The 23,989-nt window shown below is 60.0% G+C and carries 24 protein-coding genes; 11 read left to right on the top strand and 13 right to left on the bottom strand.

Translation table 11 applies throughout. From position 1 onward, the window contains the following. The first annotated feature begins 27 nt into the window (after positions 1-27). Together rssB and rssC are read left to right on the top strand one after the other, a co-directional pair. On the top strand, positions 28-1,209 hold the full coding sequence (gene rssB, locus FX984_RS22455) for a two-component system response regulator RssB (RefSeq protein ID WP_027604216.1): 1,182 nt from the start codon (positions 28-30) through the stop codon (positions 1,207-1,209). Continuing rightward, positions 1,209-1,691: an anti-sigma factor antagonist RssC gene (gene rssC / locus FX984_RS22450; protein WP_003172602.1), complete on the top strand. Its 483-nt coding sequence runs from the start codon at positions 1,209-1,211 to the stop codon at positions 1,689-1,691. Before rssB ends, rssC begins: the two co-directional genes overlap by 1 nt. 87 nt (positions 1,692-1,778) lie before the next feature. Here the strand turns inward: rssC and tal are convergent, their stop codons facing one another. Further along, on the bottom strand, positions 1,779-2,705 hold the full coding sequence (tal, locus tag FX984_RS22445) for a transaldolase (RefSeq protein WP_154905362.1): 927 nt from the start codon (positions 2,703-2,705) through the stop codon (positions 1,779-1,781). Positions 2,706-3,019: 314 nt separating this feature from the next. Beyond that, complete coding sequence (dusA, locus tag FX984_RS22440; RefSeq protein WP_092358989.1) at positions 3,020-4,006, bottom strand: tRNA dihydrouridine(20/20a) synthase DusA; 987 nt, start codon at positions 4,004-4,006, stop codon at positions 3,020-3,022. 348 nt (positions 4,007-4,354) lie between these two features. Here dusA and FX984_RS22430 point away from each other — a divergent pair, with 348 nt between their 5' ends. Beyond that, positions 4,355-4,576 (top strand): hypothetical protein, encoded by a 222-nt coding sequence (locus FX984_RS22430; RefSeq protein ID WP_027604213.1) that lies wholly within the window; start codon positions 4,355-4,357, stop codon positions 4,574-4,576. 52 nt (positions 4,577-4,628) lie between these two features. On the opposite strand, the gene FX984_RS22425 is transcribed toward FX984_RS22430, so the two are convergent. Next, positions 4,629-5,468, bottom strand: a complete 840-nt coding sequence (locus FX984_RS22425; protein WP_027604212.1) for a lipopolysaccharide kinase InaA family protein — start codon at positions 5,466-5,468, stop codon at positions 4,629-4,631. Positions 5,469-5,630: 162 nt separating this feature from the next. Then, positions 5,631-6,818 carry an MFS transporter gene (locus FX984_RS22420; protein ID WP_108574015.1) on the bottom strand — a complete coding sequence of 396 codons (1,188 nt, stop codon included), beginning with the start codon at positions 6,816-6,818 and terminating at the stop codon, positions 5,631-5,633. Positions 6,819-7,298: 480 nt separating this feature from the next. Between FX984_RS22420 and mqo the strand changes: the two genes are divergently transcribed. Continuing rightward, positions 7,299-8,945, top strand: a complete 1,647-nt coding sequence (mqo, locus tag FX984_RS22415) for a malate dehydrogenase (quinone) (RefSeq protein ID WP_027604210.1) — start codon at positions 7,299-7,301, stop codon at positions 8,943-8,945. An 87-nt stretch (positions 8,946-9,032) separates the two neighbouring features. Here the strand turns inward: mqo and FX984_RS22410 are convergent, their stop codons facing one another. Further along, positions 9,033-9,746 carry an NADPH-dependent F420 reductase gene (locus FX984_RS22410; protein WP_223841657.1) on the bottom strand — a complete coding sequence of 238 codons (714 nt, stop codon included), beginning with the start codon at positions 9,744-9,746 and terminating at the stop codon, positions 9,033-9,035. A 50-nt stretch (positions 9,747-9,796) separates the two neighbouring features. Between FX984_RS22410 and FX984_RS22405 the strand changes: the two genes are divergently transcribed. Beyond that, a complete protein-coding gene (locus tag FX984_RS22405) occupies positions 9,797-10,693 on the top strand; it encodes a LysR family transcriptional regulator (protein ID WP_043293389.1) in 897 nt (298 codons plus the stop codon). Positions 10,694-10,824: 131 nt separating this feature from the next. Beyond that, positions 10,825-11,154 (top strand): YXWGXW repeat-containing protein, encoded by a 330-nt coding sequence (locus FX984_RS22400; protein WP_065928138.1) that lies wholly within the window; start codon positions 10,825-10,827, stop codon positions 11,152-11,154. Positions 11,155-11,161: 7 nt separating this feature from the next. On the opposite strand, the gene FX984_RS22395 is transcribed toward FX984_RS22400, so the two are convergent. From FX984_RS22395 to FX984_RS22375, 5 genes are all read right to left on the bottom strand, one after another. Further along, complete coding sequence (locus tag FX984_RS22395) at positions 11,162-11,533, bottom strand: hypothetical protein (protein WP_146475765.1); 372 nt, start codon at positions 11,531-11,533, stop codon at positions 11,162-11,164. A gap of 69 nt (positions 11,534-11,602) precedes the next feature. Continuing rightward, positions 11,603-11,998, bottom strand: a complete 396-nt coding sequence (locus tag FX984_RS22390) for a type II toxin-antitoxin system VapC family toxin (RefSeq protein WP_092358998.1) — start codon at positions 11,996-11,998, stop codon at positions 11,603-11,605. After that, positions 11,995-12,252, bottom strand: a complete 258-nt coding sequence (locus FX984_RS22385; RefSeq protein ID WP_027604204.1) for an AbrB/MazE/SpoVT family DNA-binding domain-containing protein — start codon at positions 12,250-12,252, stop codon at positions 11,995-11,997. Before FX984_RS22385 ends, FX984_RS22390 begins: the two co-directional genes overlap by 4 nt. 207 nt (positions 12,253-12,459) lie before the next feature. Beyond that, positions 12,460-13,833, bottom strand: a complete 1,374-nt coding sequence (ppnN, locus tag FX984_RS22380; RefSeq protein ID WP_027604203.1) for a nucleotide 5'-monophosphate nucleosidase PpnN — start codon at positions 13,831-13,833, stop codon at positions 12,460-12,462. A gap of 147 nt (positions 13,834-13,980) precedes the next feature. Then, complete coding sequence (locus FX984_RS22375; protein ID WP_027604202.1) at positions 13,981-14,805, bottom strand: aspartyl/asparaginyl beta-hydroxylase domain-containing protein; 825 nt, start codon at positions 14,803-14,805, stop codon at positions 13,981-13,983. Positions 14,806-15,114: 309 nt separating this feature from the next. Here FX984_RS22375 and fabV point away from each other — a divergent pair, with 309 nt between their 5' ends. Together fabV and FX984_RS22365 are read left to right on the top strand one after the other, a co-directional pair. Further along, positions 15,115-16,311 (top strand): enoyl-ACP reductase FabV, encoded by a 1,197-nt coding sequence (gene fabV / locus FX984_RS22370; RefSeq protein ID WP_027604201.1) that lies wholly within the window; start codon positions 15,115-15,117, stop codon positions 16,309-16,311. Between the two features lie 149 nt (positions 16,312-16,460). After that, positions 16,461-17,084, top strand: a complete 624-nt coding sequence (locus FX984_RS22365; protein WP_027604200.1) for an HAD family hydrolase — start codon at positions 16,461-16,463, stop codon at positions 17,082-17,084. On the opposite strand, the gene FX984_RS22360 is transcribed toward FX984_RS22365, so the two are convergent. Further along, positions 17,081-17,986 (bottom strand): LysR family transcriptional regulator, encoded by a 906-nt coding sequence (locus FX984_RS22360; protein WP_027604199.1) that lies wholly within the window; start codon positions 17,984-17,986, stop codon positions 17,081-17,083. The genes FX984_RS22365 and FX984_RS22360 overlap by 4 nt on opposite strands. Before the next feature lie 103 nt (positions 17,987-18,089). On the opposite strand from FX984_RS22360, the gene FX984_RS22355 reads away from it, so the two are divergent. After that, the gene (locus FX984_RS22355; RefSeq protein ID WP_027604198.1) at positions 18,090-19,259 is read left to right on the top strand and encodes an aspartate aminotransferase family protein; all 1,170 of its coding nucleotides are present in this window, start codon (positions 18,090-18,092) and stop codon (positions 19,257-19,259) included. Here FX984_RS22355 and punR read toward each other — a convergent pair. After that, on the bottom strand, positions 19,248-20,168 hold the full coding sequence (gene punR, locus FX984_RS22350) for a DNA-binding transcriptional activator PunR (RefSeq protein ID WP_146475764.1): 921 nt from the start codon (positions 20,166-20,168) through the stop codon (positions 19,248-19,250). The genes FX984_RS22355 and punR overlap by 12 nt on opposite strands. A gap of 122 nt (positions 20,169-20,290) precedes the next feature. Here punR and punC point away from each other — a divergent pair, with 122 nt between their 5' ends. Beyond that, positions 20,291-21,475, top strand: a complete 1,185-nt coding sequence (punC, locus tag FX984_RS22345) for a purine nucleoside transporter PunC (RefSeq protein WP_146475763.1) — start codon at positions 20,291-20,293, stop codon at positions 21,473-21,475. Here the strand turns inward: punC and FX984_RS22340 are convergent. After that, complete coding sequence (locus FX984_RS22340; RefSeq protein ID WP_092359010.1) at positions 21,472-22,305, bottom strand: nucleoside-binding protein; 834 nt, start codon at positions 22,303-22,305, stop codon at positions 21,472-21,474. The genes punC and FX984_RS22340 overlap by 4 nt on opposite strands. A gap of 159 nt (positions 22,306-22,464) precedes the next feature. Between FX984_RS22340 and FX984_RS22335 the strand changes: the two genes are divergently transcribed. Next, on the top strand, positions 22,465-23,967 hold the full coding sequence (locus tag FX984_RS22335; RefSeq protein ID WP_154905361.1) for a nucleobase:cation symporter-2 family protein: 1,503 nt from the start codon (positions 22,465-22,467) through the stop codon (positions 23,965-23,967). Positions 23,968-23,989: the final 22 nt, after the last annotated feature.

The following is a 23,989-nucleotide window of genomic DNA, read 5'->3' as shown; positions in this document are numbered from 1 at the left end:
AACCTAATTCTGGCGCCGTTTGCCCACATGCAAAAAACCAGTGCCACGCTGCTGATAATCGATGACGACGAAGTAGTGCGCGCGAGCCTCGCGGCCTATTTGGAAGACAGTGGCTTCAGCGTCCTGCAGGCCAGTAATGGCCAACAGGGTCTCCAGGTATTCGAGCGCGACCAGCCCGACCTCGTGATCTGCGACCTGCGCATGCCCCAGATGGGCGGCCTGGAGCTGATTCGCCAGGTGACCGAGCTTGCCCCGCAGACGCCGGTGATTGTCGTGTCCGGTGCCGGCGTCATGAACGATGCCGTCGAAGCGTTGCGTCTGGGCGCTGCCGACTACCTGATCAAGCCCCTCGAAGACCTGGCGGTACTGGAGCACTCTGTGCGCCGCGCCTTGGATCGTGCGCGCTTGCTGGTCGAGAACCAGCGCTACCGCGAAAAGCTCGAAACCGCCAACCGCGAACTCGAAGCCAGCCTTAACCTGCTCCAGGAAGACCAGAACGCCGGTCGCCAGGTGCAGATGAACATGCTGCCGGTCAGCCCCTGGACCATCGACGAATTTCAGTTTGCTCACCAGATCATCCCGTCGCTGTACCTGTCGGGCGATTTTGTCGACTATTTCCGTGTTGACGAGCGGCGTGTCGCGTTCTACCTGGCCGATGTCTCCGGCCATGGTGCTTCCTCTGCTTTTGTCACCGTGTTGTTGAAGTTCATGACCACACGGCTGTTGTTCGAATCCAAGCGCAATGGCACCTTGCCGGAGTTTACCCCCTCCGAGGTGCTGGGCCACATCAACCGAGGCCTGATCAGCTGCAAGCTGGGCAAGCACGTGACGATGGTAGGCGGCGTGATTGATGAAGAAACCGGTCTTTTGACCTACAGCATCGGCGGTCACCTGCCGATGCCTGTTTTATACACTCCCGACAGTGTGCGTTACCTGGAAGGGCGTGGTCTGCCCGTAGGCTTGTTCAATGAAGCTACTTACGAAGACCACATCCTGGAGCTGCCGCCGACGTTCAGCCTGACGCTGATGTCCGACGGCATCCTGGACCTTCTTCCAGAGCCTACACTCAAAGAGAAAGAAGCCGCCTTGCCCCAGAAGGTCAAGTCGGCGGGCGGCAGCCTGGATGGCCTGCGGCAGGTTTTTGGATTGGCCACGCTAGGGGAGATGCCGGATGATATCGCCCTATTGGTGTTGAGCAGGAATCTTTGATGAGTACCGGAAGAATCCAATTCGCCGAGCAAGACGGGACCTTCGTCCTGAAGTTTGTCGGTGAAGTGCGCCTGACCTTGTGTTCGGCGCTGGATGCGACGATTGAGCGGATTTTCACGGCGTTGAATTTCTCGGCGATCGTGATCGATCTGACCGAAACCCGCAGCATCGATAGCACCACCCTTGGGCTGTTGGCCAAGTTGTCCATTCTGTCCCGGCAGAAGGTCGGCCTGTTGCCGACCGTCGTCACCACCCACGAAGACATCACCCGTCTGTTGCAGTCCATGGGCTTCGACCAGGTGTTCAACATCGTTGATCGCCCGATCCCATGCCCGGAATGCCTCACCGACCTGCCGTCCCAGGATCAGTCCGAGGAAGTGGTGCGGGTCAAGGTGCTGGAAGCGCACAAGATCCTGATGGGCCTCAACGAGTCCAACCGCGAAGCCTTCCACGACCTCGTCAACGCCCTCGAGCGTCACTGATCCCAGGATCGCCTGCACGTAGGGGACAACAGAGCAAAAAAAGGGCGATACCCTCACAGGTACCGCCCTTTTTGCCGCCTGCGCCGTTTACAGCTTGGCGGACAACAGTGCCTCAAGCTTCTCCTGGTCCCGGGCAAACTGACGAATCCCCTCCGCCAGCTTCTCAGTCGCCATCACATCCTCGTTGGACTCCCAACGGAACTGCGCTTCAGTCAGATGCACTCGCGCTTCTCCGGCGTGCCCTGGCGACAACTTGCGTTCCAGCTTGCCGTCATCCGCCGCCAGCTTCTCCAGCAGGTCCGGGCTGATGGTCAGGCGATCACAGCCGGCCAGCTCTTCAATCTGGCTCAGGTTGCGGAAACTCGCACCCATCACCACGGTCTTGTAGCCATTAGCCTTGTAGTAGTTGTAGATGCGTGTCACCGACTGCACGCCCGGATCATCAGCGCCGGTGTAGTCGTTGCCATTGGCTTTCTTGTACCAGTCGTAGATACGGCCTACGAACGGTGAAATCAGGAACACGCCGGCTTCTGCGCACGCCACCGCCTGGGCAAACGAGAACAGCAGGGTCAGGTTGGTCTGGATGCCTTCTTTTTCCAGCTTCTCCGCCGCGCGGATGCCTTCCCAGGTGGACGCGATCTTGATCAGCACGCGGTCACGGCTAACCCCAGCTTTGTCGTACAGGTCGATCAGACGGTGCGCACGCTTGAGTACGGCGTCAGTGTCGAACGACAGGCGGGCATCCACCTCGGTGGAGATGCGCCCTGGCACGACCTTAAGGATCTCCTGGCCCACAGCCACCGCGAAACGGTCGCTGGCCAGGCCGACATCACCGTTGCAATCCTGCACACACTCATCCAGCAGCTTGGCATAGCCCGGAATCGACGCGGCCTTGAGCAGCAGGGAAGGGTTGGTAGTGGCGTCTTGGGGCTTGAGCTTGGCGAGGGTGGAAAAATCGCCGGTATCGGCTACGACAGTAGTGAATTGCTTGAGTTGTTCCAGCTTGGAAGTCATGGGCGTGCTCTGTCCTATGGGTCTGATGACATTACCCGAGCGCTGGCAGGCGCTCAAGGGCGCAAATGCGTTCGATCGTTTGCGAGGGCAACAACCTGAAAACAGCCGTTTGAATGCCCGGCCGTAGTGCTGAATAGGAGGCCAGAACGGCCGACAGGTTCAACCCGACTGCCCGATGACACTTGGATAGCGCCTTCATGCCAACTGACTCCTTCCCTGGCACACACCGCACCAAATGTGGGAGGGGGCTTGCCCCCGATGGCAGTGTGTCGGCTCATCCAATAACCACCTGACCCCCCCTGCAAGCTATCCAATCAACGCCCTTCCAACAAAGCCCCAGCCTGATCAAGCAATGCCAATGGATCCGCAGCCTTATGGATATCCACCGACAACAACTGCCTGAATCTGCGCGCCCCAGGGAAACCGGTGCCCAACCCCAACACATGCCGCGTAATGTGATGCATCGTCCCGCCAGTCGCCAAATGCTCAGCAATATAAGGCCGCAACTGCGCCAACGCCTCCGCCCGACTGATCACAGGCTGCGCGCTACCAAACAACTGCTGATCCACCTCCGCCAGCAGATACGGATTGTGATAAGCCTCGCGGCCCAGCATCACCCCGTCAAACGTCTGTAAATGCTCATGGCATTGCTCCAGCGTCTTGATCCCGCCGTTGAGAATAATCTCCAGCTCAGGGAAATCCTGCTTCAACTGCGCCGCCACGTCATACCGCAACGGCGGAATGTCGCGGTTTTCCTTCGGCGACAAGCCCTCAAGAATCGCAATCCGCGCATGCACGGTGAAACTGGTGCAGCCGGCGTCCTTCACCGTCCCGACGAAATCACACAACTGGGCATAACTGTCCCTGCCGTTGATGCCGATACGGTGCTTCACCGTTACCGGAATCGACACCGCATCACGCATCGCCTTCACACAATCGGCCACCAGGGCCGGGTGAGCCATCAGGATCGCGCCGATCATGTTGTTCTGGACGCGGTCGCTGGGGCAGCCGACGTTCAGGTTCACTTCGTCGTAACCGGCAGCCTCGGCCATACGGGCGCAGGCTGCCAGGTCTGCGGGGACACTGCCGCCGAGCTGGAGCGCGAGCGGGTGCTCGGCTTCGTTATGACGCAGGAAGCGGTCATGGTCGCCGTGGAGGATTGCGCCGGTGGTGACCATCTCGGTGTAGAGCAGGGCGCGTTTGGAGAGCAGGCGCAGGAAGAACCGGCAGTGGCGGTCGGTCCAATCCATCATTGGGGCGACGGAGAAGCGGCGGGAGAAAGTAGCAGTGTGTAGGGACATTGGGGATCTGAGTCAACGAGGCGAATTGGGCGCAGTTTATCAGGGATGGATCTAGGCTGTGGGAGACGCTTGTTTTGCGGTATTCACCACTTCGAACGCGGACATTGCCGTGTATGGAATATGCCGAGGATTTACAGGCGATCACTGCGAGCCCGACATGCGATCAGGTAGGACCAGTTGGCTACTGCCCATTCGCGGTTGTGTTTGACCCGGCCTCCGTCGATCAACCAGCCGGCAACCTGAACCCTCCCTGTCCCCCAGCAAAGTTTCATAATTCCTTCCACCGTTGAGGTCTACGATCTTCCTCAAGAGAAGCCCCCACGGTCCAGTCCACAGGGAACTGAAAAAATGATTTTGAACCTCGTCAAAGTCGTGATGATTACCGGCGCGTTGCTGTTGGGCGCTTGTTCTTCGGGTGCGCCGGGCATGAGTGGCGACCCTTGCTTTTCAGGCGGATGCCAGGCGTTTGGTGACCACAGCTCCAGCAAGGCTGCCAAAGCTAATTTTGGCGGCAGTGGCCTGGGGAGTAGTTATGGGGAATATGGGACGGGGTTGTTGCATGATGATTGATGGCGCATATGGCCCGGCGGGGGCAAGCGCCCTTGTCGCCGGGGGAGGTGAGTCAGCCTGTTATCACAACCCCATTATGGAAAATCTCGCGCCTGGCGCGGCGGCTGATGTTCTCATGTTTGCTTGACGTGTAGATTTCGTCAAAACGACGGCGATCAATGCCCTCGTAGTTGCCAAGTTCTTGCAGCACCCTCCGGTCGTAATCCTCTTCGATCATGAACCGGAAAATTTCCCGCCGATAATAGAACCCAAATTGAAACGCCAGTACCTCGGTCAAGTAGTCCGTTGGCGTGAGAAAGCAGTTTTCCAGGTCGATGGCCTTGGCGTGCGTCGGCTGCTCCAGGTTGATCATCACATTGTTTGCCCAGAAGTCCATATGCACCACGCCTTTGCTGTGCAGGCAGTGCAACAGTTTGAACGACGCGGTGATCAGGCTCTGGATGTCACGCTCCTGCTTGAGCCATTCCAGGCCATTGAGGTGGCCCTCCAGCATCTCGGTAAAGATGAAGAATTCCTGGATCAGGCCAAGCGCTGACTTTCGATAACCGAACCCATACAAGCCAGCAACCGGCGCACCGCGTTTCTGGGCGCCGAGGGTGTTGATGACTTCTTCGACCGGCCAGTCAAACGCACCGTCCCGCTTGGCGCGCCCGAAGGTCACGCGCAATTTGGGCCTGAGGCTGTCCAGCGGCTGGGACTTGGCGAACAGGTTGGCTTCCATCCCTTTGAGCGGTGCGCTGATGCGATCTGTCAGTTGGTGGCGCGTGTCGATCAGGTCCTGAATCGCCTGCTGCGTTTTGTGGTCGGTGGTGTCGGTGGTGAAGATCGTCGCTTTGCGATGAGTGATGGTCGTCGGAAAACTTTGCAATACACCTGTGTCAGGAAAGCTCAAAACACGTCCTTGTCATTGGGAATAAATATGACGGATATGTTACAGCTTGTACTTATTGGATCCAACCTGAACTTTACCTGAACGAAAATGAAATAGTCTAACTGCGCCGATTCTTCACTGTTCATGGCGATTGAAATGTGCTTATAGCCCTGGGGCTTGAGCTTAATGCCCTCCCTGCATCCGCCGTGCTATCAGGTAAATGCCCAGCCCGACCAGTGCCGTCGCCGCGCCGATGTAGCCGGTGCTGGTCCAGCCAAACCCAGCCGTAATCGCCATCCCGCCAAACCATGGTCCCAGCGCATTGGCCAGGTTGAACGCCGCATGGTTGGACGCTGCCGCCAGGCTCGGTGCTTCGTGGGCGATGTCCATCAGGCGGATCTGCAGCGGTGCGGCCAACGAGACCATGGTGCCGACCAGGCCCATGCTCAGCAGCACGCCCCATAGCGAGGACGCCGCGAAGGGGAAGAACAGCAACACGGCCATCGACCACACCAATATCCAGCCCACGGCGCGAAACTGCATGCGATCAAACAGCTTGCCGCCGGCGATGTTGCCGATAATCCCGCCCACGCCGAATGCTGCCAGCCCGAATGGGATCCACTGCGGGGATACCTTGGTCACTTCCAGCATGGTCGGTGCCAGGTAGCTGAACACGCAGAACATACCGGCAAAGCCGATGGCGCCAATGGACAGCGCCATCCACACCTGGGGTTTGGTGAAGGCGCGCAGTTCCTTGCGCGGGTCGCTGCGTTGTTCATCGTGGCGATGGGGCACAAATTGCCAGACGAGGGCGATGGTGCACAGGGCGATCACGCTCACCAGTGCAAACGCAGAGCGCCAGCCCAGGTGCTGGCCGAGGAAGGTGGCGATGGGGTTGCCCAGCAGCATGGCCAGGGTCAGGCCCATCATTACCCGCGCCACGGCGCCGGCACGTTTGTCGTTGGGCACCATGCTCGAGGCGACCACCGCAGCAATGCCGAAGTAGGCGCCGTGGGGCAGGCCGCTGATAAAGCGGAACGCCACCAACGAGCCGAAGGTCGGGGTGAACGCAGTGGCGAGGTTGCCCAGGGCATACAGGCCCATCAGCAACAGCAACATATGTTTGCGCAGCAGCTTGGCGCCGAGGATGGCCAGCAGTGGGGCGCCGACCATCACGCCCAACGCATAGGCGCTGATGGCGTGGCCAACCTGGGGTTCGCTTAAACCCAGGTTTTGCGCGATGTCGGGCATCAGGCCCATGATGGCGAATTCGCCGGTACCGATAGCGAAGGCGCCCACGGCCATGGCAGCTTCCATTTTGGCGGCGCTGCGCGCGGGCAGTACGTGCCCGGGAGTTTGGTGGATAGACATGGATCGCTCTGTATTGAAGGGGTACGAGGGAAAACCGTCGATGCTACGCAAGCAGCGACGAAGGAGTCTAGAACCACCTTTTGCCCGAGAGTTCCTGCCCTGTGACCTCAGGTCGCGCTTGCCACACTTGACACTCGCGCGTTAAAACCGGCGATTTAGAGTTGTCAATTGGCCAAACGACGCATAAACGCCGTGTGGCGTGATATTCTGCGCGCCGTCTTGGTCTGGTCTTTCCCCGGTACGTACACCCGTATACGTCCCGGCGTTTGGCTGTCGCCCAGGTAGCTGAAGCCAATAATGATAAGAAGTCAGCGCAGAAGGGACATAAAAGTGAGGTCGATACGTCGGCCTTGTGTGCCCACCCTGCGGTCCCCGAGTGAATGTGCAAACCCCGCGGTGCGTTGCCTGGCGCAGCGTGATTGAGGGTTGCCCATGATCAGGGGCGGTGGGGCGGATGGCGTTTTATCATAGGTGCTACTGATGTTTAAAAAAGTAAACACTGCCCTGCTGGGGCTGGCTTTGTCGATGGGGATCACGTCCGTTCACGCGGAAGAGGCAAAGAAAGTCGATGTGCTGCTGATCGGCGGCGGCATCATGAGTGCAACCCTGGGTGTCTGGCTCAACGAGCTGGAGCCGGGTTGGTCGATGGAAATGGTCGAGCGCCTCGATGGCGTCGCCGAAGAAAGCTCCAACGGCTGGAACAACGCCGGTACCGGCCACTCGGCCCTGGCTGAGCTGAACTACACCCCGGAAGACAAGAACGGCAACGTTGAGATCCCGAAAGCGGTCGAGATCAACGAAGCGTTCCAGATATCCCGTCAGTTCTGGTCCTGGCAGGTCCAGCAGGGCGTGCTGAAGAACCCGCGTTCGTTCATCAACTCCACACCGCACATGAGCTTTGTGTGGGGCGATGACAACATCAAGTTCCTCAAGAAGCGCTACGAAGCCCTGCAAGCGAGCCCGCTGTTCGCCGGCATGCAGTACTCCGAAGACCCGGCGCAGATCGCCAAATGGGTTCCGCTGATGATGGAAGGGCGTGACCCGAACCAGAAAATCGCGGCCACCTGGAGCCCGCTGGGTACCGACATGAACTTCGGCGAGATCACCCGCCAGTTCGTCGCTCACCTGCAAACCACGCCTAAGTTCGACCTGAAACTGTCGAGCGAAGTGCAGGACATCACCAAGAACGCCGACGGTTCGTGGCGTGTCAGCTACAAAAACCTGAAAGACGGCACCAAGACTGAAACCGACGCCAAGTTCGTGTTCATCGGCGCTGGTGGCGGTGCACTGCACCTGCTGCAAAAGTCGGGCATTCCTGAAGCCAAGGAATACGCTGGCTTCCCGGTCGGCGGCTCGTTCCTGGTGACCGATAACCCAACCGTCGCCGAGCAGCACCTGGCCAAGGCCTACGGCAAGGCTTCGGTTGGCGCGCCACCGATGTCGGTTCCGCACCTGGACACCCGCGTGCTGGATGGCAAGCGCGTGATTCTGTTTGGCCCATTCGCGACCTTCTCGACCAAGTTCCTGAAAGAAGGCTCGTACCTGGACCTGCTGACCAGCACCACCACCCACAACATCTGGCCAATGACCAAAGTCGGTATTCGTGAATACCCACTGGTCGAGTACCTCGCCGGCCAACTGATGCTGTCGGATGACGATCGCTTCAAGGCGCTGCAGGAGTACTTCCCGAACGCCAAGCAATCCGACTGGCGCCTGTGGCAGGCCGGCCAGCGCGTGCAGATCATCAAGCGTGACGAAGAGCAGGGCGGCGTCCTGAAACTCGGTACCGAAGTGGTCAGCTCTGCCGACAACACCATTGCAGGCCTGTTGGGTGCGTCGCCAGGCGCGTCCACCGCGGCTCCGATCATGTTGACCGTGCTGCAGAAAGTGTTCAAGGACAAGGTTGCGACCCCTGAGTGGCAGGCAAAACTGCACCAGATCGTGCCTAGCTACGGCACCAAGCTGAACGACAGTCCTGAGGCTGTTGCCAAGGAATGGGCCTACACCGCCAATATCCTGCAACTGCCTGCACCGCCTGCGATTCCGCAACAGGCTGCTGTCAAGGCGCCCGAGGCTGCCAAGCCTGCGGCTGAGCCGAGCAAGCCGGCGTCTGACCTGGCGCTGTAAGCCGCTGGGGAGGTCCTGGGTCAGGACCTTGTCGGTAACAAAAAGCCCGCTGAACCGGTAACGGTCAGCGGGCTTTTTTGTGCGTGTCTAACGGCGGGTGCGTTCGACAGGCGGCAGTTCAACCGTACGCTCGGCGGCGGCCAGCGCTGCCTTCAAGCCAGCCTGGTCCAGCGGGACGCAATAGGCCGGCTTGCCGCGTTCCAGCCGCCAGCTGTCATCCAGGCTGCCGGCATCCACGGCGTCGAAACCCAATTCGTCGAGTAGCGTGATGACGCGTGCCTTCGCTGCGGCGTCATCCGCGGCCACCGGCAACGCCCGGCGGTCGGGGGCACCGTGGGGGCGGGCGTCCTGCGTCAGGTCGGGAGCGAAGATCGCGTTGAACACTTTGACTACATGTGAATGGGGCAAATGCTCGGCGAGCAGCCGGCTGGTGGTGGTTTCGAAGCGATCCAGTACCGGTATATGGCCGTCGCGGTTCGGGTAGTAATTATTCGCGTCCATCACGGTCTTGCCCTCCAGCCATTGCGCCGGGACGCTGCGGTAATGCTCCAGGGGGATCGCCACGAGTACCACATCGCCGAATTTGGCGGCGTCGTCGGCACTGCCCACCTGCACGCCGAGTATGCCGCTTACGACGCTGCTCATGGTGTGGGGGCCACGGGAGTTGCTCAACATCACTTCGTGCCCGGCCGCCAGCGCCAGTTGGGCCACGGCGCGCCCGATAAAGCCTGCTCCAATAACACCAATCTTCATGGTCTTGCTCCAATGAGTAGGGGAGCGGTTATGATGATTGGCAACCAATTGGCGATAAATCGTCGTTTTGGCGTGGATGTTGTTACTGGGAGTAGGGAATGATGGATCGCCTGTCGAGTATGAATGCCTTTGTGATGGCTGCTGAGTTGGGCTCGTACGCGCGGGCTGCCGAGCGCTTGGGCATGTCGCCGCAGATGGTGGCCAAACATGTCACCGCGCTGGAGCAGCGCCTGGGCGCTCGCTTGCTTAACCGCACCACACGAAGGCAAAGCCTGACGGAGCTGGGGAGCGCGTACTACGAGCGTTGCAAACATATCCTGGTAGAAGCCGAGGCTGCCGATTCACTGGCGCAGATCATGAACGACACGCCGCGCGGCAAGCTGAAAATCACCGCGCCCGTCACCTTCGGCTCCTACAGCCTGATGCCGTTGATTACCGGGTTCCTGCGCGACAACCCGGATGTGGAAATCGACCTGCACTTGACCGACCGTTTCGTGGACCTGGTGGAGGAGGGCTATGAAGCCGCTTTTCGTATCGGCCCCCTGGCGACCACCGGCCTGACAGCCAGGCCACTGGCACCTTATCGCCTGGTGGTCTGCGCGTCGCCGGAGTACCTGGCGGCACGCGGTACCCCGCAGGCCCCGGTGGACCTTGAGCGTCATGAATGCCTCGGCTACGCCTTCTGGTCGCGGCCGGCGGATCGCGAGTGGGTGTTCTACCAGGCTTCGACGCCTTGCAAGGTGCAGGTTGCCAGTCGCTTGCAGATCAATGAAAGCAGGGCCTTGATGACCGCCGCGCTGGATGGTTTTGGCATCGTGCTCGGTCCGGAAGACTTCTTGCGCGGGGCATTGGCCAGGGGCGAATTGGTGAGAGTGCTGCCGGACTTTGAAGCGCCGAGCCGGCCGATGCACCTTGTCTACACGGCGAACCGTCAGCGTACGGCCAAGTTGAGACGCTTTGTCGAAGCGGTGTTGGGACGCTTCGGTCACCCTTGATGCGTGCTGCTTCAGCAATCCGACAGACACAACCTGTTAAAAAAGTACCCAGGCCTGAGCAGGAGCACGGCTGAAACACGGGGGCATTTTTACCGGTGCAGGTGTTGGGCGATAACGCCCGAGGGGGTTGTATGTTGTTACGTTACGCGGCATTAGCGGCAGTTGTGGTCGCGGCGTCCGGGTGTGTACAGGAGCGTGTGGTGCATGAGCGCCGGCCTGTACAGCGTGAATATGTCGAGGTGGTTGCGCCACAACCGCCGCCGACCCAGATCATCGAAGTCGAGCCTGCCGTACGTGAAGGTTACATATGGTCACGTGGTTACTGGCGCTGGGAAGGCGGGCGCTACGTTGCCGTACACGGCCATTGGGAGCCGGTGCGCGAAGGCTATCGTTATGTGCATCCGCATTGGGTGCAGCGCAATGATGGCTACCACTGGCAGGTGGGGGGCTGGGTTCGTTGAACCCCGACTAGGAGGGCTTCTTTGTACCCAGGAGCCGTACTTCCCGCAGCAGCGCGGCACCGAGTTGATCGGTGCCCAGTTCCTTGTATCCCACGGCCTTGACCTCTCCGTTCTCTTCGGCCTGGATGATGATCACCGGTGTCTCTTTGCCGCTGGCTTCGTCGATGTGAAAAGCATATTGGGGAATATCCACCTTGATCGGCGTACCGGCGGCCTTGCCTTGCACATTGATCAGGAACGCTGCGCAGCCGGCGTAGACATCCACACTGGTGGCAGAACGCCCGCTGACGAAGCAGCTCTTTGGCAGGTCGGGCCAGATGATCTCGGCCAGTGCGAGGGGCGGCGTCAGGACCAGGGCAGCAAGAAGAAGCGTGCGCACGTGGGGCGTTCTCTCGTTCAGGGATTAGCGACTTTTACCAAAGCCTGCCCCTTGCCGCAATGTTGCCGCTCAGCCCAGACGCTTCATACCCGCTGCCTTGGCCGCACCGAGGTCAAAGGTAGCAGTGTATTCGCACCCGGCCGCGTGGGCGCAGCGCTCTATCAGGCAATCGGCAAAATCGGCGTTGTTGGCCGTGAACCGTCGAAGCGCCTGCCAGACGACCTCGGCATGTTCGACGGTCAATTCACGGGTGCGCAGCAGTGTTTCCAGAACGACGACAATGTCATTTTTGGCGCATTGGTAGCAGCTCTGTAATACCCACACCAGCTCCACCACGGACACCAGGCTGACAAACCCTGGCGAAAGCGTGGTGAGGGATTCAATCAATTCGCAGGCCTTGGGGGATTGAACGGGATCATCCTGGGTGACGTAGCGCACCAGCACATTGGTATCCAGCCCGATCATCCAGCCTTCGCTCCCTGTGCTGCGATGGCGCGGTTCATGTCGTCAATGGACACGGCCCTTGCAGGCTTACGGACCAGCCCCTTGAGATCATGGACCGTCTTGCTCGCTGCAATGATGGAAAACTTGCCATCTTCCGTTTCGACGAATTCGACGCGGTCGCCTGTCTCCAGGCCGAGTGCGGTCCTGACTTGGACGGGGATGGTGATTTGCCCTTTTGAGGTAAGTGTGGCGGTCGCCATGGTAAAGATCTCCAACATGATGCTCCTTACCTTAGGGTAAGGAGTGGTGGAGGACAATATCCGTTGGTCCATAGGTCGCTCTTCAGGTGGAGGATGAGTCGGAGTCATGAAAACCTAGTCCGAACTCAGCCCTCCCGCACGCTTACCCATGGCGCAAAGAGATACAAACTATGAACGACCGCCAGTAAAGCCTGGCGGCTGTAAGCAAATTACCTGGCGAGCTCACTGCACTACGCGATAACACGGCACATACGCCGCGCCACCCGGCAACTTCATGCGATGCTGGGCAACGAACGCCTGCAACAGCTCATCCAGTGGCTTCATGATGGCCGGGTCGCCGTGGATCTCGTACGGGCCATGTTCTTCGATCAGGCGAATGCCCTTGTCCTTCACGTTACCCGCCACGATCCCCGAAAACGCACGGCGCAGGTTGGCTGCCAGTTCATGGGGCGGCAGTGCGTGGCTCAGTTGCAGGCTGGCCATGTTTTCGTGGGTCGGGTCGAACGGGCGCTGGAAGCCTTCGTCGATCTTCAGCAGCCAGTTGAAGTGAAACGCGTCGTTGCGCTCACGGCGGAACTGCTTCACCGCCTTGAGGCCGGCAGTCATCTGGCGGGCCACTTCGGCCGGGTCGTCGATGATGATCTGGTAGTGCGCCTGCGCGGCTTCGCCGAGGGTGGCGCCGACGAAGGCATGCAATTGTTGCAGGTACGGCGCGGCTTGTTTCGGCCCGGTGAGAATGACCGGGAAGGGGACGTCGCGGTTGTCCGGGTGCATCAGGATGCCCAGCAGGTACAGGAACTCTTCGGCCGTACCGGCGCCGCCGGGGAAGATGATGATGCCGTGGCCTACGCGCACGAAGGCTTCAAGGCGTTTTTCGATGTCCGGCAGGATCACCAGTTCGTTGACGATCGGGTTCGGCGCTTCGGCGGCGATGATGCCCGGCTCGGTCAGGCCCAGGTAGCGCCCGCCGGTAATGCGTTGTTTGGCGTGGGAAATGGTCGCGCCCTTCATCGGGCCTTTCATCACGCCCGGGCCGCAACCGGTGCACACGTCGAGGCTGCGCAGGCCGAGTTCGTGACCGACTTTCTTGGTGTATTTGTACTCTTCGGTATTGATCGAGTGCCCGCCCCAGCACACCACGATCTTCGGCTCCACGCCCGGACGCAGGGTGCGAGCATTGCGCAGCAGGTGGAATACGTAGTCGGTGATGCCCTGGGAGTTGCTCAGGTCGATGCGCTGGCTGTCCAGCTCGTTCTCGGTGTAGACGATGTCCCGCAGGGCGCTGAACAGCATTTCGCGGGTGCTGGCGATCATTTCGCCATCGACGAAAGCATCGGCGGGGGCGTTCAACAGCTCCAGGCGTACGCCACGGTCCTGCTGGTGGATGCGCACTTCAAAGTTCTTGTAGGCGTCGAGGATGGTCTTGGCGTTATCGATATGGGCGCCGGTGTTGAGGATCGCCAGGGCGCACTGGCGAAACAGGGTGTAGATGCTGCCGGTACCGGCTTCGCTCAGTTGCTGGACTTCACGTTGGGACAGGGTTTCGAGGCTGCCCTTGGGGCTGACGGAGGCATTGATGACTTGGCGTTGGGGCATTCTGATTCCTTGAAAACGCAGCCACCGCACCTGTCGAGGTGCGATGACGTGAGAATGGTGGGCGCAGGTTAGGGCGCACGAGCCGGATATTTACCTCAGGCGCAGGGCCGAGCGCAAATACCGTCCAACACCATCATGCCGCAGAACTTACTCAATCAGCTTCCAGTTTTTGTAGAAAACCCGACGCAGGGTAAAGACCAGCCCGGCAAATCCCGCGATGACGGCGTTAAGCACCGACGGCAGCGGCGTCGGCCGTACGATGTCGATGAACAGGCAGTAGCGCTTGGCGTCGTTCTTGTTGAAGGACGCATGCATCAGCGTGTCATCAAAGATAAACAGCGGGTCGTCGTGCCAGTAGTGCTTGTGCTTGCCGACCTGGATGTACACGCCGTCGTGATGGGGCGCCGGTGCCATGTTGTAGAGCACGCGGAACATCATGCGCAGGGGACCGAAGTGAAAGGACGTCGAGCGGTTCTCGTTGAACACCGACACGCCGATGGTTTTCACGAACGGCAGTTTTTTGCGCAGTTCAGGAATATCCAGGGTGGTTTCGATCGGGCGCCCGTACCACTGGAAAAACAACATGCCGCGCTTCTTCTCGGCCATGCGTTCGTCCAGGTAGCCGATGATTTCATCCTTGTGGGCCATGGCGTCATCAAGCACCTGTTGCAGGTCTGTGCGCCAGGCCGGTGGCAGGTCGCCCATCGTGTAGACGTGACGGTTACGCGCGCTCAGCAGGTCGAACAGGGTGTTGAACGGCGCCAGCAGCCAAGTGTTGCGACCGCTGCCGATAAAGTATTTCTTGACGGTCGGCTTGTCATACAGGCCGTTACGCAGGAAGTCGTAAACGCCGCACACCAGTACCAGGCAGAGGAACACCAGGGTGGTTTCGGGGAACACATCGATAATCAGCAACACGCCGAGTACCCAGGCGACCGATACCGCTTTCTTACGCAAAGCAGACTTGTTCATGCAACTCAGCTCCAGGAGGACGCCATTCGACAGGTCCGGATCCGTGGCCGCGAGTGGTGGGGTTTTGAAACATAATGAAACATCTTCGTCATGATAAGGCGTCCAGCAGCGGATTGGCGTTTTAAATAGTGCAAAATTGTGAAGGCTCGACACAGTCTTTAACCCTGGTGGGCTCGTATGGATTGGATTTTGTAAACAGAAGATTTGCGACTATCGTGACGCTTCGGTTTTTCGGACGTCATAGACCGGTACGATTGAAGTTGAATGGCCACCATTGGCCTTCGGCACCTTGGAAGAGGCAGAAATTTTATGATCATCAAACCGCGGGTTCGTGGCTTTATCTGTGTGACCGCTCACCCTGTTGGCTGTGAAGCGAACGTCAAGGAACAGATCGACTACGTAACTGAGCACGGCGCCATCAAAGACGGCCCGAAGAAGGTGCTGGTCCTTGGCGCTTCCACCGGCTACGGCCTGGCCGCGCGCATCAGTGCAGCGTTTGGCTGCGGCGCCGACACCCTGGGCGTGTTTTTTGAGAAAGAAGGCGAAGAAGGCAAGCTGAGCTCCGCCGGCTGGTACAACAGCGCTGCGTTCGAGAAGTTTGCCGTTGAAAAAGGCCTGTACGCCAAGAGCATCAACGGCGACGCGTTTTCCGACGAGATCAAGCGCCTGACCATCGAAACCATCAAGAAAGACCTGGGCAAGATCGACCTGGTCGTCTACAGCCTGGCCGCGCCACGCCGTACCGATCCCAAGACCGGTGAAGTCTACAACTCCACCCTCAAGCCAATCGGCAAGGCTGTAACCCTGCGCGGTATCAATACCGACAAAGGCGTTGTGGTCGACACCACCCTCGAACCTGCAACCCAGGAAGAAATCGACGGCACCGTCAATGTCATGGGCGGCGCCGACTGGCAGCTGTGGATCGACGCCCTGCGTGACGCCGACGTACTGGCCGAAGGCGCCAAGACCACCGCGTTCACCTACCTCGGTGAGAAGCTGACCCAGGACATCTACTGGAACGGCTCCATCGGCGAAGCCAAGAAAGACCTGGACAAGAAAGTCCTGACCCTGCGCGACAACCTCGCTGCACTGAAGGGCGACGCCCGCGTATCGGTTCTCAAGGCGGTGGTCACCCAGGCCAGCTCCGCGATCCCGATCATGCCGCTGTACTTGTCGTTGCTGTTCAAGGTGATGAAAGAGCAGGGCACCCACGAAGGCTGCATCGAGCAGGTCTACGGCCTGTTCAAGGACAGCCTGTACGGCAGCGAGCCGAAGCTCGACGCCGACGGCCGCCTGCGTGCCGACCTGGCCGAACTGGAACCGAAGGTCCAGGACGCCGTGGCGGCACTGTGGAACCAGGTTACCGACGAGAACGTCGACGAGATCAGTGATTTCGCCGGCTACAAGGCTGAGTTCCTGCGCTTGTTCGGCTTTGAAGTCGATGGTGTGGACTACGAGGCTGACGTCAACCCGACCGTGAAGATCAAGGGTCTGGTCCAAGCCTAAACGCGGTTAAAAATGTGGGAGGAGGCGTGTCCCCCTCCCATATTTGTTTTTTTGGTTTTTCAGATCCGTCTTACGCTCCGGCGCGCACCTCCCTCCTTGTAAATCTGCCAGACTCCCTCAGCTCTCAAACCATGCTAACGGAGGATCTGATGACGATTCGTGCAGTCGTTTTTGATTTCGGCGGTGTTCTCTTCGATTGGAACCCGCAGCACCTCTATCGCAAACTGATTGCCGACGAGCAAGAGCGGCAGTGGTTCCTCGATAACATCTGTACCCAGGCCTGGAACACCGAGCAGGATGCGGGGCGGCCGCTGGCCGAAGCCACGCAGATCCTGATCGATCAATACCCCGAGCATGAACCCTTGATCACGGCCTATTACGGCCGCTGGCACGAAATGCTGCGTGGCCCGTTGCCCGAAGGCGTGGCGATTCTCAACGCGCTGCATCAGGCCAACATGCCACTGTTCGGGCTCACAAACTGGTCGGCCGAGACCTTTCCCTATGCGCTGGCCCATTACCCCTTCCTTCGCAAATTTCGCAACATCGTGGTGTCTGGCGAGTTGAAGCTGATCAAGCCTGACGCGGCGATCTACCACGCCAGTCTCAGCCAGGTACGGGTGTACCTGCCGGATATCCAGCCGGGGGAAGTGGTGTTTATCGATGATGTCGCCGGCAATATCGAAGCGGCCGTCGCCCTCGGCTGGCAAGGCATTCACCATGTGTCTGCCGAGCAGACGGCGGCGCGACTGCGCGAGTTGGGCGTGGGCTTCTAGCGCGCCCACTTTTCCATGGCGAAATCCACAAAGGCGCGCAGCTTCGGCAAGCGATAACGGTCCTGGCCGTACAGCAGATGCATGGGCCGGCTGGGCAGTTGATAGGTGGTCAGCAAGGCCACCAGCTTGCCGGTTTGCAGGTCGGGCTGTACCAGGGCATCCGGCAGCATGACGATCCCCATGCCTTGCACGGCGGCCTGGCGCAAGGCCTGGGAGCTATTGATGGTCAGCGAGCCGGACACCGGGATTTCCACTTCGCCTTCTGCGCCGGTCATGCGCCACAGCTTGTCGGCGTTGCGCCAGTCATCGGTGGAAGGGTAGGCGAATGCCAGGCAGTCGTGCTGTTGCAGGTCCTCGGGCGTCCGGGGTGTACCACGTCGGGCCAGGTAGTCCGGTGAGGCGCACAGGGTGATGGTGTAGTCCTGCATCGGTCGGGCGATCAGGCTTGAGGGTTCCAGCTCGCCCAGGCGGATAGCCACGTCAAAGCCGCTGTCGACCATGTCCATGCGCTGGTTGCTGAGCACCACGTACAGCTTGATCAGCGGGTAGCGTTGGGAAAACTCGCTCAAGGCCGGCGCCAGGCGTTCAGTGCCGAACGCCGGTGGCGCGGTGATGCGCAGTGTGCCTTTGGGGACGTCGCCGTGGGCCTGTTCGGCCCATTGCTCGGAGTCTGCCACCAGCCCGAGTACTTCCAGGCAACGCTGGTAATACTGGCCGCCGAACTCCGTGAGGCTCTGTTTGCGGGTAGTGCGCTTGAGCAGGCTGACGCCCAGGCGTTGTTCGAGAGCGCGCAAGTGGTTGCCGACCATGGTGGTCGACATCCCGCAGGCGTGTGCGGCGGCGGTCATGCTGCCGCTCTCCACCACTTTCACGTACACCGACATCGCTTGGAACAGGTCCATTATCAAGTCCTGGTTTAAAGTCATTGCAGGGGAGTGCAGTTTATCCAGCTGGAATGGCTAACGATACTGTTGCTATCTCAACGATGCACTGGAGTCCGCCACCATGACCGCCGCCTGCCTGATGACCACCTATCAACCCCTGGCCCTGAGTTTCACCCGTGGCCTCGGCACGCGCCTGTGGGACCAGCAGGGGCGCGAATACCTGGACGCAGTGGCGGGTGTGGCGGTGACCAACGTCGGGCATTCCCACCCGAAACTGGTGACGGCCATCAGCGAGCAGGCCGGCCTGTTGTTGCACACCTCCAACCTCTACAGCATCGACTGGCAACAACGTCTGGCCCAGCGCCTGACGCGGCTGTCCGGCCTGGACCGTGCCTTCTTCAATAATTCCGGCGCCGAAGCCAACGAGACGGCGCTGAAACTGGCGCGGTTGCATGGCTGGAAAAAAGGCATCGAAGAGCCCTTGGTGGTGGTGATGGAGAATGCCTTTCATGGCCGTACGCTGGGCACCATGGCGGCCAGCGATGGCCCCTCGGTGCGCTTGGGCTTCCAACGCTTGCCGGGGGATTTTCTCAAGGTCAGGTTTGGTGATCTGGCGGCGATCGAGGCAATCACCCAGACGTTTGGCACACGGATCGCGGCGGTCTTGCTGGAGCCCATCCAGGGCGAAAGTGGTGTACTGCCCGCGCCGCCGGGTTACCTGCAAGCCCTGCGTGACCACTGCACACGGCACGGCTGGCTGATGATGCTCGACGAAATCCAGACCGGCATCGGCCGCACCGGCGCCTGGTTTGCCTTCCAGCATGAAGGCATTGTCCCGGATGTGATGACCCTGGCCAAAGGCCTCGGCAATGGCGTGCCCATCGGTGCGTGCCTGGCCAGGGCAGCGGTAGCCGCGCTTTTCACGCCCGGCAGTCACGGCAGCACCTTTGGCGGCAACCCGCTGGCGTGCCGGGTGGGCTGCACGGTGTTGGACATTATCGAAGAGCAAGGCTTGTTGCAGAACGCTGCACAACAGGGCGAGCGCTTGCTGGCGCGGTTACGCATGGAATTGGAAGAGCATCCGCAGGTGCTGGCGATTCGCGGGCAGGGCCTGATGATCGGTATTGAACTGGCCAGCCCCTATCGCGACCTGGCCCAGCGTGCTGCCCAGGAGCATGGGCTGCTGATCAACGTGACGCGGGGCAAGGTCATTCGCCTGCTGCCGCCGCTGACCCTGGATGCCAAGGAGGTGGAGATGATCGTGCGGGCCATCACTCGGCTATTGAACTAGGTCCTTTCCGTTGAGCCACTCCTGGTTCATGGTTTCGGTATCCCCCAGGTATTCCAATAACCACGCCATGGCCGGGGACAGTTTGCTCTGTGCCCAGGCCACGCACGATGGGCTGGCCGGGAAGGGGCGCGTCAGTTGCAGCGCCACCAATTCACCGCGTTCGATCCAGGGCAATACCTGATGCGCCGGTGCCATGCCGACGCACAGGCCATCGCGCAGGCAATCGATGGCGGAGGCCCAGTTCGGGACTACCAACCGGCGTTGGTTATCCAGGGTCCAGGTGTCGCGCTTGGGCAGGTTGCGCGAGGTGTCGGTCATGCACAGCGAGGCGAAGGGGCGCAGTTGGTCGTCATTGAGCAACCCTTCCACGGCCGCCAACGGGTGCCGGGCGCTGACCACGCACAGCCAATTCAATAAGCCCATATCGCGAAAGGTGAAGTGACTGGCCACCGGAACGGCGCTGGTGGCACCGATGACAATATCGGTGCGCTCATCCGCCAGGGCATCCCACACACCGTTGTACACCTCGTATTCCAGCAGCAATTCCACCTCGGGAAACTGCCGATAGAAATCCAGCACCAACTGTCGGCAGCGCTGGGGTTTGACGATGGAATCCACCGCCACCTTCAACTGGCCACTCCAGCCATTGGCCACCTGCTGGCACAGGCGCCGTGTGCCGAGCATTTTTTTCATTACCCCGCGGGCCTCGTCGATAAACAGACGGCCGGCGGGTGTCAGTTCCACATCACGATGCCGGCGCACAAACAGCGGTACCGCCAGCCACTCTTCAAGTTGGCGTACGGTATAACTGATGGCTGACGGCACGCGGTGCAATTCCTGGGCGGCGGCGCTGAAGCTGCCATGGCGCGCTACCGCATCGACGACATCCAGGGAGTATTCGGACCACATGAGGGTTGCCTTCAAAATTATTGATAACAGACGCCAATTATTATCGCTTCACAGCAAAACTGTCAGCTTCATAATGGGCGGCAGTCAGCAAATAGTTTGATGGCAGGATTAACAAGGTTTCAATGAAAAATTCTTTTGGTTTCACCTGGTATCTGGCGGGGCTGAGCATGCTCGGTTACCTCGCCATGGACATGTATTTGCCGGCATTCGGCGCCATGGGCGAGCAGTTGCAGATTGGTGCGGGCGCGGTGGGCGCCAGCCTGAGTATCTTCCTCGCGGGCTTTGCCGTGGGGCAGTTGCTGTGGGGGCCGTTGTCCGACCGCCTGGGGCGCAAGCCGATCCTGCTCGCAGGCTTGAGCCTGTTTGTCGTGGGTTGCGCGGGGATGTTTTGGGTCGAGACCGCGCCGCAGTTGCTGGCCTTGCGCTTTATGCAGGCGATTGGCGTGTGTTCTGCGGCCGTGAGCTGGCAGGCGCTGGTGATCGACCGCTACCCGGCCGACAAGGCCCACCGTGTGTTCGCCAGCATCATGCCGTTGATGTCGTTGTCACCGGCGCTGGCGCCACTGCTGGGCGCGATGGTGCTGAACCACTTCGGTTGGCAGGCCATCTTCGGTGTATTGCTGGGGGTGTCGCTGCTGTTGTTGCTGCCGACGTTGTTCCTGCGCTCCGTGTCGAAACCTCAGACGCGGGAAGACGAACCTTCGCGCCTTGGCTATTGGCAGTTGCTCACCTCCCGGGTGTTTACCGGCAATGTGATGATCTTCGCCGCCTGCTCGGCCAGTTTCTTCGCCTGGCTGACCGCTTCACCCTTCATCCTCGGCGACATGGGCTATAGCCCGAATGACATCGGCCTGAGCTACGTGCTGCCGACATTGGCGTTTCTGGTGGGTGGCTACAGTTGCCGTAGCGCTTTGCAGCGTTTCCAGGGCAAGACGCTGTTGCCGTGGTTGCTGCTGGCCTATTGCATCAGCATGGTGGCGCTGTACCTGGTCGCCACCTTGACCGTGCCGACGCTCACCACCTTGCTGATTCCGTTCTGCCTGATGGCGCTGGTCAACGGCGCCAGCTACCCGATCGTGGTGGCGAATGCGCTGATGCCGTTTGCAGAACATTCCGGCAAGGCGGCGGCACTGCAAAACACGCTGCAATTGGGCCTGTGCTTTCTCAGCAGCCTGTTGGTGTCGTCGATGATCGAACAGCCGTTGCTGATTACTGTGATAGTGATGCTGGCGACCGCGCCCTTGGCCGTCTTTGGCTATTGGCTGGCGCGGCCGAAAGCAGACAAGTCGGAACTGGCCGCCGCCTAGAACGTCACTTCCATGTTCACCGTCGGCGTTGACGTACGGCTGCCCCGGCCGCCGTCCACGCCGAACTTGTTATGCCAGTACTCGTAACCCACCCCGAGGTACAGGTTCGGCTTCACGCTCCTGCCCGGTCGCACCGCGACCATCAGCGCGCTGCGCATCAGGGTTTCCGGTGCCGTGTCACGGCCATGGTAGTCCGCGCCTTTTTCCCCGACGTAGTTCACAAAACCCTGGAATTTCGCCGCATGGTTGGCGATCTCGAAAGGGCGCATCCACGTCAGGTTGAGCATGTAGGTGTCGTCAAACGTGTGGTTCGACTCACGTGCACCGGGGATGCCGGTGTGGTTGCGCTCCTTGTAGTACAGAAGGCTCAGGTCCAGCACGCCCACGGTGTTGAACTTCAATGTCGGGCCGAGCACCAGTGCGCGTTTTTTCGCCGAAGCGACGTTGTTGTTGCGGTTGGCATCAAAGCCCAGGGTCAGCGCGTAATCCTTGACCAGCCCGGTGCCCAGGGGCACATCCAGCACCCGTGACGCATACAACTGATGCCGGTACACCGCGTACACCTCGCTGCCGCCGTGGTCGGTGCCCTTGCGCGGGTCGCGGTTGTCGGACAGGAACACGTCCAGGTTCAGGAAGTTGCTGCCATACCGGTAGCCGCTGGCGTGGGTAACGCTGTAGATGCGCTTGCTGAATTCGTCGGGGTTATTCGGATTGGTGAACTGCTGGCCGTAGCGAAAACCTACGCTGTTGTTCATCCATTCCACCGCGACGGCCTCCCCGCCGCCGAGGAGGGTGAGTGCAACGGTGGCTCCCTGTAATGCCTTTTTCATTGTTCTAGTGTCCTTTGGCGTTCTGGCTCATCACGGCCGGGTTGTTTTTGTAACGCCGATGGAGGGTATCTTGTTCGAGCGATTGTATACAACTCTATGGACATCCAGTCTAAACATTGCATACAGTGTCACCACAACAAAAACAGAGAACCCCTCACCATGACTATCCCGAAGGCGTCACCGCAGCGGCCGGAAGATGAGAATCTAGGCGTCGCCGCCAACATGGCTTACGGCCTGCAGCATGTGCTCACCATGTACGGCGGCATCGTCGCGGTACCGTTGATCGTGGGCCAGGCGGCCGGGTTGTCACCGGCGGATATCGGCCTGTTGATCGCCGCGTCGCTGTTTGCCGGTGGCCTTGCCACCCTGTTGCAAACCCTTGGCCTGCCGTTTTTTGGCTGTCAGTTGCCGCTGGTGCAGGGCGTGTCGTTTGCCGGTGTGGCAACCATGGTGGCGATTGTCGGCAGCGATGGCGCCGGCGGGGTACCGGCGATTCTCGGCGCGGTGATGGCCGCGTCGTTTATCGGGCTGTTGATCACCCCGGTGTTCTCGCGGATCACCCAGTTCTTCCCGCCGTTGGTGACCGGTATTGTGATCACCACCATCGGCCTGACCCTGATGCCCGTGGCGGCGCGCTGGGCCATGGGCGGTAACAGCCGCGCGGCGGATTTCGGCAGCATGCCCAATATCGGCCTGGCGGCGTTGACCCTGGTGCTGGTGCTGCTATTGAGCAAGATCGGCAGCGCGACCATCTCGCGCCTGTCGATCCTGCTGGCGATGGTGATCGGCACGGTGATCGCGGTGTTCCTCGGCATGGCGGATTTTTCCAGGGTCAGCCAGGGGCCTATGTTCGGTTTCCCTGCGCCGTTCCATTTCGGTATGCCGACCTTTCACATCGCGGCGATCATTTCCATGTGCATCGTGGTGATGGTGACCCTGGTGGAAACCTCGGCCGACATCCTGGCGGTGGGGGAAATCATCGATACCAAGGTCGACTCCAAGCGCCTGGGTAACGGCCTGCGCGCCGATATGCTGTCGAGCATGTTCGCGCCGATCTTCGGTTCGTTCACCCAGAGTGCCTTCGCCCAGAACGTTGGCCTGGTGGCGGTGACCGGAGTGAAGAGTCGTTTTGTGGTGGCAACCGGTGGCTTGTTCCTGGTAATCCTCGGCTTGCTGCCATTCATGGGGCGCGTGATCGCGGCGGTGCCGACCTCGGTACTGGGCGGTGCCGGGATTGTGCTGTTCGGTACCGTGGCGGCCAGTGGTATTCGCACCTTGTCCAAGGTGGATTACCGCAACAACATGAACCTGATCATCGTCGCCACGTCCATCGGGTTTGGCATGATCCCGATTGCCGCACCGAGTTTCTACGACCAGTTCCCCAGCTGGTTCGCGACCATTTTCCATTCGGGTATCAGTTCATCGGCGATCATGGCGATCCTGTTGAACCTGGCGTTCAACCATTTCACCGTAGGCAATTCGGACCAGCAGTCGGTGTTTGTGGCGGGGACTGAGCGCAGTTTGTGTTTCCACGACGTAGCGGCGTTGCGTGATGGGGACTATTTCAGGGGGGGCAAGTTATTTGATGCCGAGGGCAAGGAAATTCCATTGGTGGCGCAGGAGCCAAGGAAAGCCCCACACGCAGAAACCACAGAGGTCTAAAAATGTGGGAGGGGGCTTGCCC

This window comes from Pseudomonas marginalis (assembly GCF_008692035.1).
In the GTDB taxonomy this organism is placed as follows: domain Bacteria; phylum Pseudomonadota; class Gammaproteobacteria; order Pseudomonadales; family Pseudomonadaceae; genus Aquipseudomonas; species Aquipseudomonas marginalis.
This window is presented reverse-complemented; position numbering and strand designations above follow the sequence as displayed.

Bases quoted from the DNA above. Each gene is read 5' to 3' on its own strand.
- rssB (WP_027604216.1), top strand. From the start codon at position 28: ATGCAAAAAACCAGTGCCACGCTGCTGATAATCGATGACGACGAAGTA.
- rssC (WP_003172602.1), top strand. From the start codon at position 1,209: ATGAGTACCGGAAGAATCCAATTCGCCGAGCAAGACGGGACCTTCGTC.
- tal (WP_154905362.1), bottom strand. From the start codon at position 2,705: ATGACTTCCAAGCTGGAACAACTCAAGCAATTCACTACTGTCGTAGCC.
- dusA (WP_092358989.1), bottom strand. From the start codon at position 4,006: ATGTCCCTACACACTGCTACTTTCTCCCGCCGCTTCTCCGTCGCCCCA.
- FX984_RS22430 (WP_027604213.1), top strand. From the start codon at position 4,355: ATGATTTTGAACCTCGTCAAAGTCGTGATGATTACCGGCGCGTTGCTG.
- FX984_RS22420 (WP_108574015.1), bottom strand. From the start codon at position 6,818: ATGTCTATCCACCAAACTCCCGGGCACGTACTGCCCGCGCGCAGCGCC.
- mqo (WP_027604210.1), top strand. From the start codon at position 7,299: ATGTTTAAAAAAGTAAACACTGCCCTGCTGGGGCTGGCTTTGTCGATG.
- FX984_RS22405 (WP_043293389.1), top strand. From the start codon at position 9,797: ATGATGGATCGCCTGTCGAGTATGAATGCCTTTGTGATGGCTGCTGAG.
- FX984_RS22400 (WP_065928138.1), top strand. From the start codon at position 10,825: ATGTTGTTACGTTACGCGGCATTAGCGGCAGTTGTGGTCGCGGCGTCC.
- FX984_RS22390 (WP_092358998.1), bottom strand. From the start codon at position 11,998: ATGATCGGGCTGGATACCAATGTGCTGGTGCGCTACGTCACCCAGGAT.
- ppnN (WP_027604203.1), bottom strand. From the start codon at position 13,833: ATGCCCCAACGCCAAGTCATCAATGCCTCCGTCAGCCCCAAGGGCAGC.
- FX984_RS22375 (WP_027604202.1), bottom strand. From the start codon at position 14,805: ATGAACAAGTCTGCTTTGCGTAAGAAAGCGGTATCGGTCGCCTGGGTA.
- fabV (WP_027604201.1), top strand. From the start codon at position 15,115: ATGATCATCAAACCGCGGGTTCGTGGCTTTATCTGTGTGACCGCTCAC.
- FX984_RS22365 (WP_027604200.1), top strand. From the start codon at position 16,461: ATGACGATTCGTGCAGTCGTTTTTGATTTCGGCGGTGTTCTCTTCGAT.
- FX984_RS22360 (WP_027604199.1), bottom strand. From the start codon at position 17,986: ATGGACCTGTTCCAAGCGATGTCGGTGTACGTGAAAGTGGTGGAGAGC.
- FX984_RS22355 (WP_027604198.1), top strand. From the start codon at position 18,090: ATGACCGCCGCCTGCCTGATGACCACCTATCAACCCCTGGCCCTGAGT.
- punR (WP_146475764.1), bottom strand. From the start codon at position 20,168: ATGTGGTCCGAATACTCCCTGGATGTCGTCGATGCGGTAGCGCGCCAT.
- punC (WP_146475763.1), top strand. From the start codon at position 20,291: ATGAAAAATTCTTTTGGTTTCACCTGGTATCTGGCGGGGCTGAGCATG.
- FX984_RS22340 (WP_092359010.1), bottom strand. From the start codon at position 22,305: ATGAAAAAGGCATTACAGGGAGCCACCGTTGCACTCACCCTCCTCGGC.
- FX984_RS22335 (WP_154905361.1), top strand. From the start codon at position 22,465: ATGACTATCCCGAAGGCGTCACCGCAGCGGCCGGAAGATGAGAATCTA.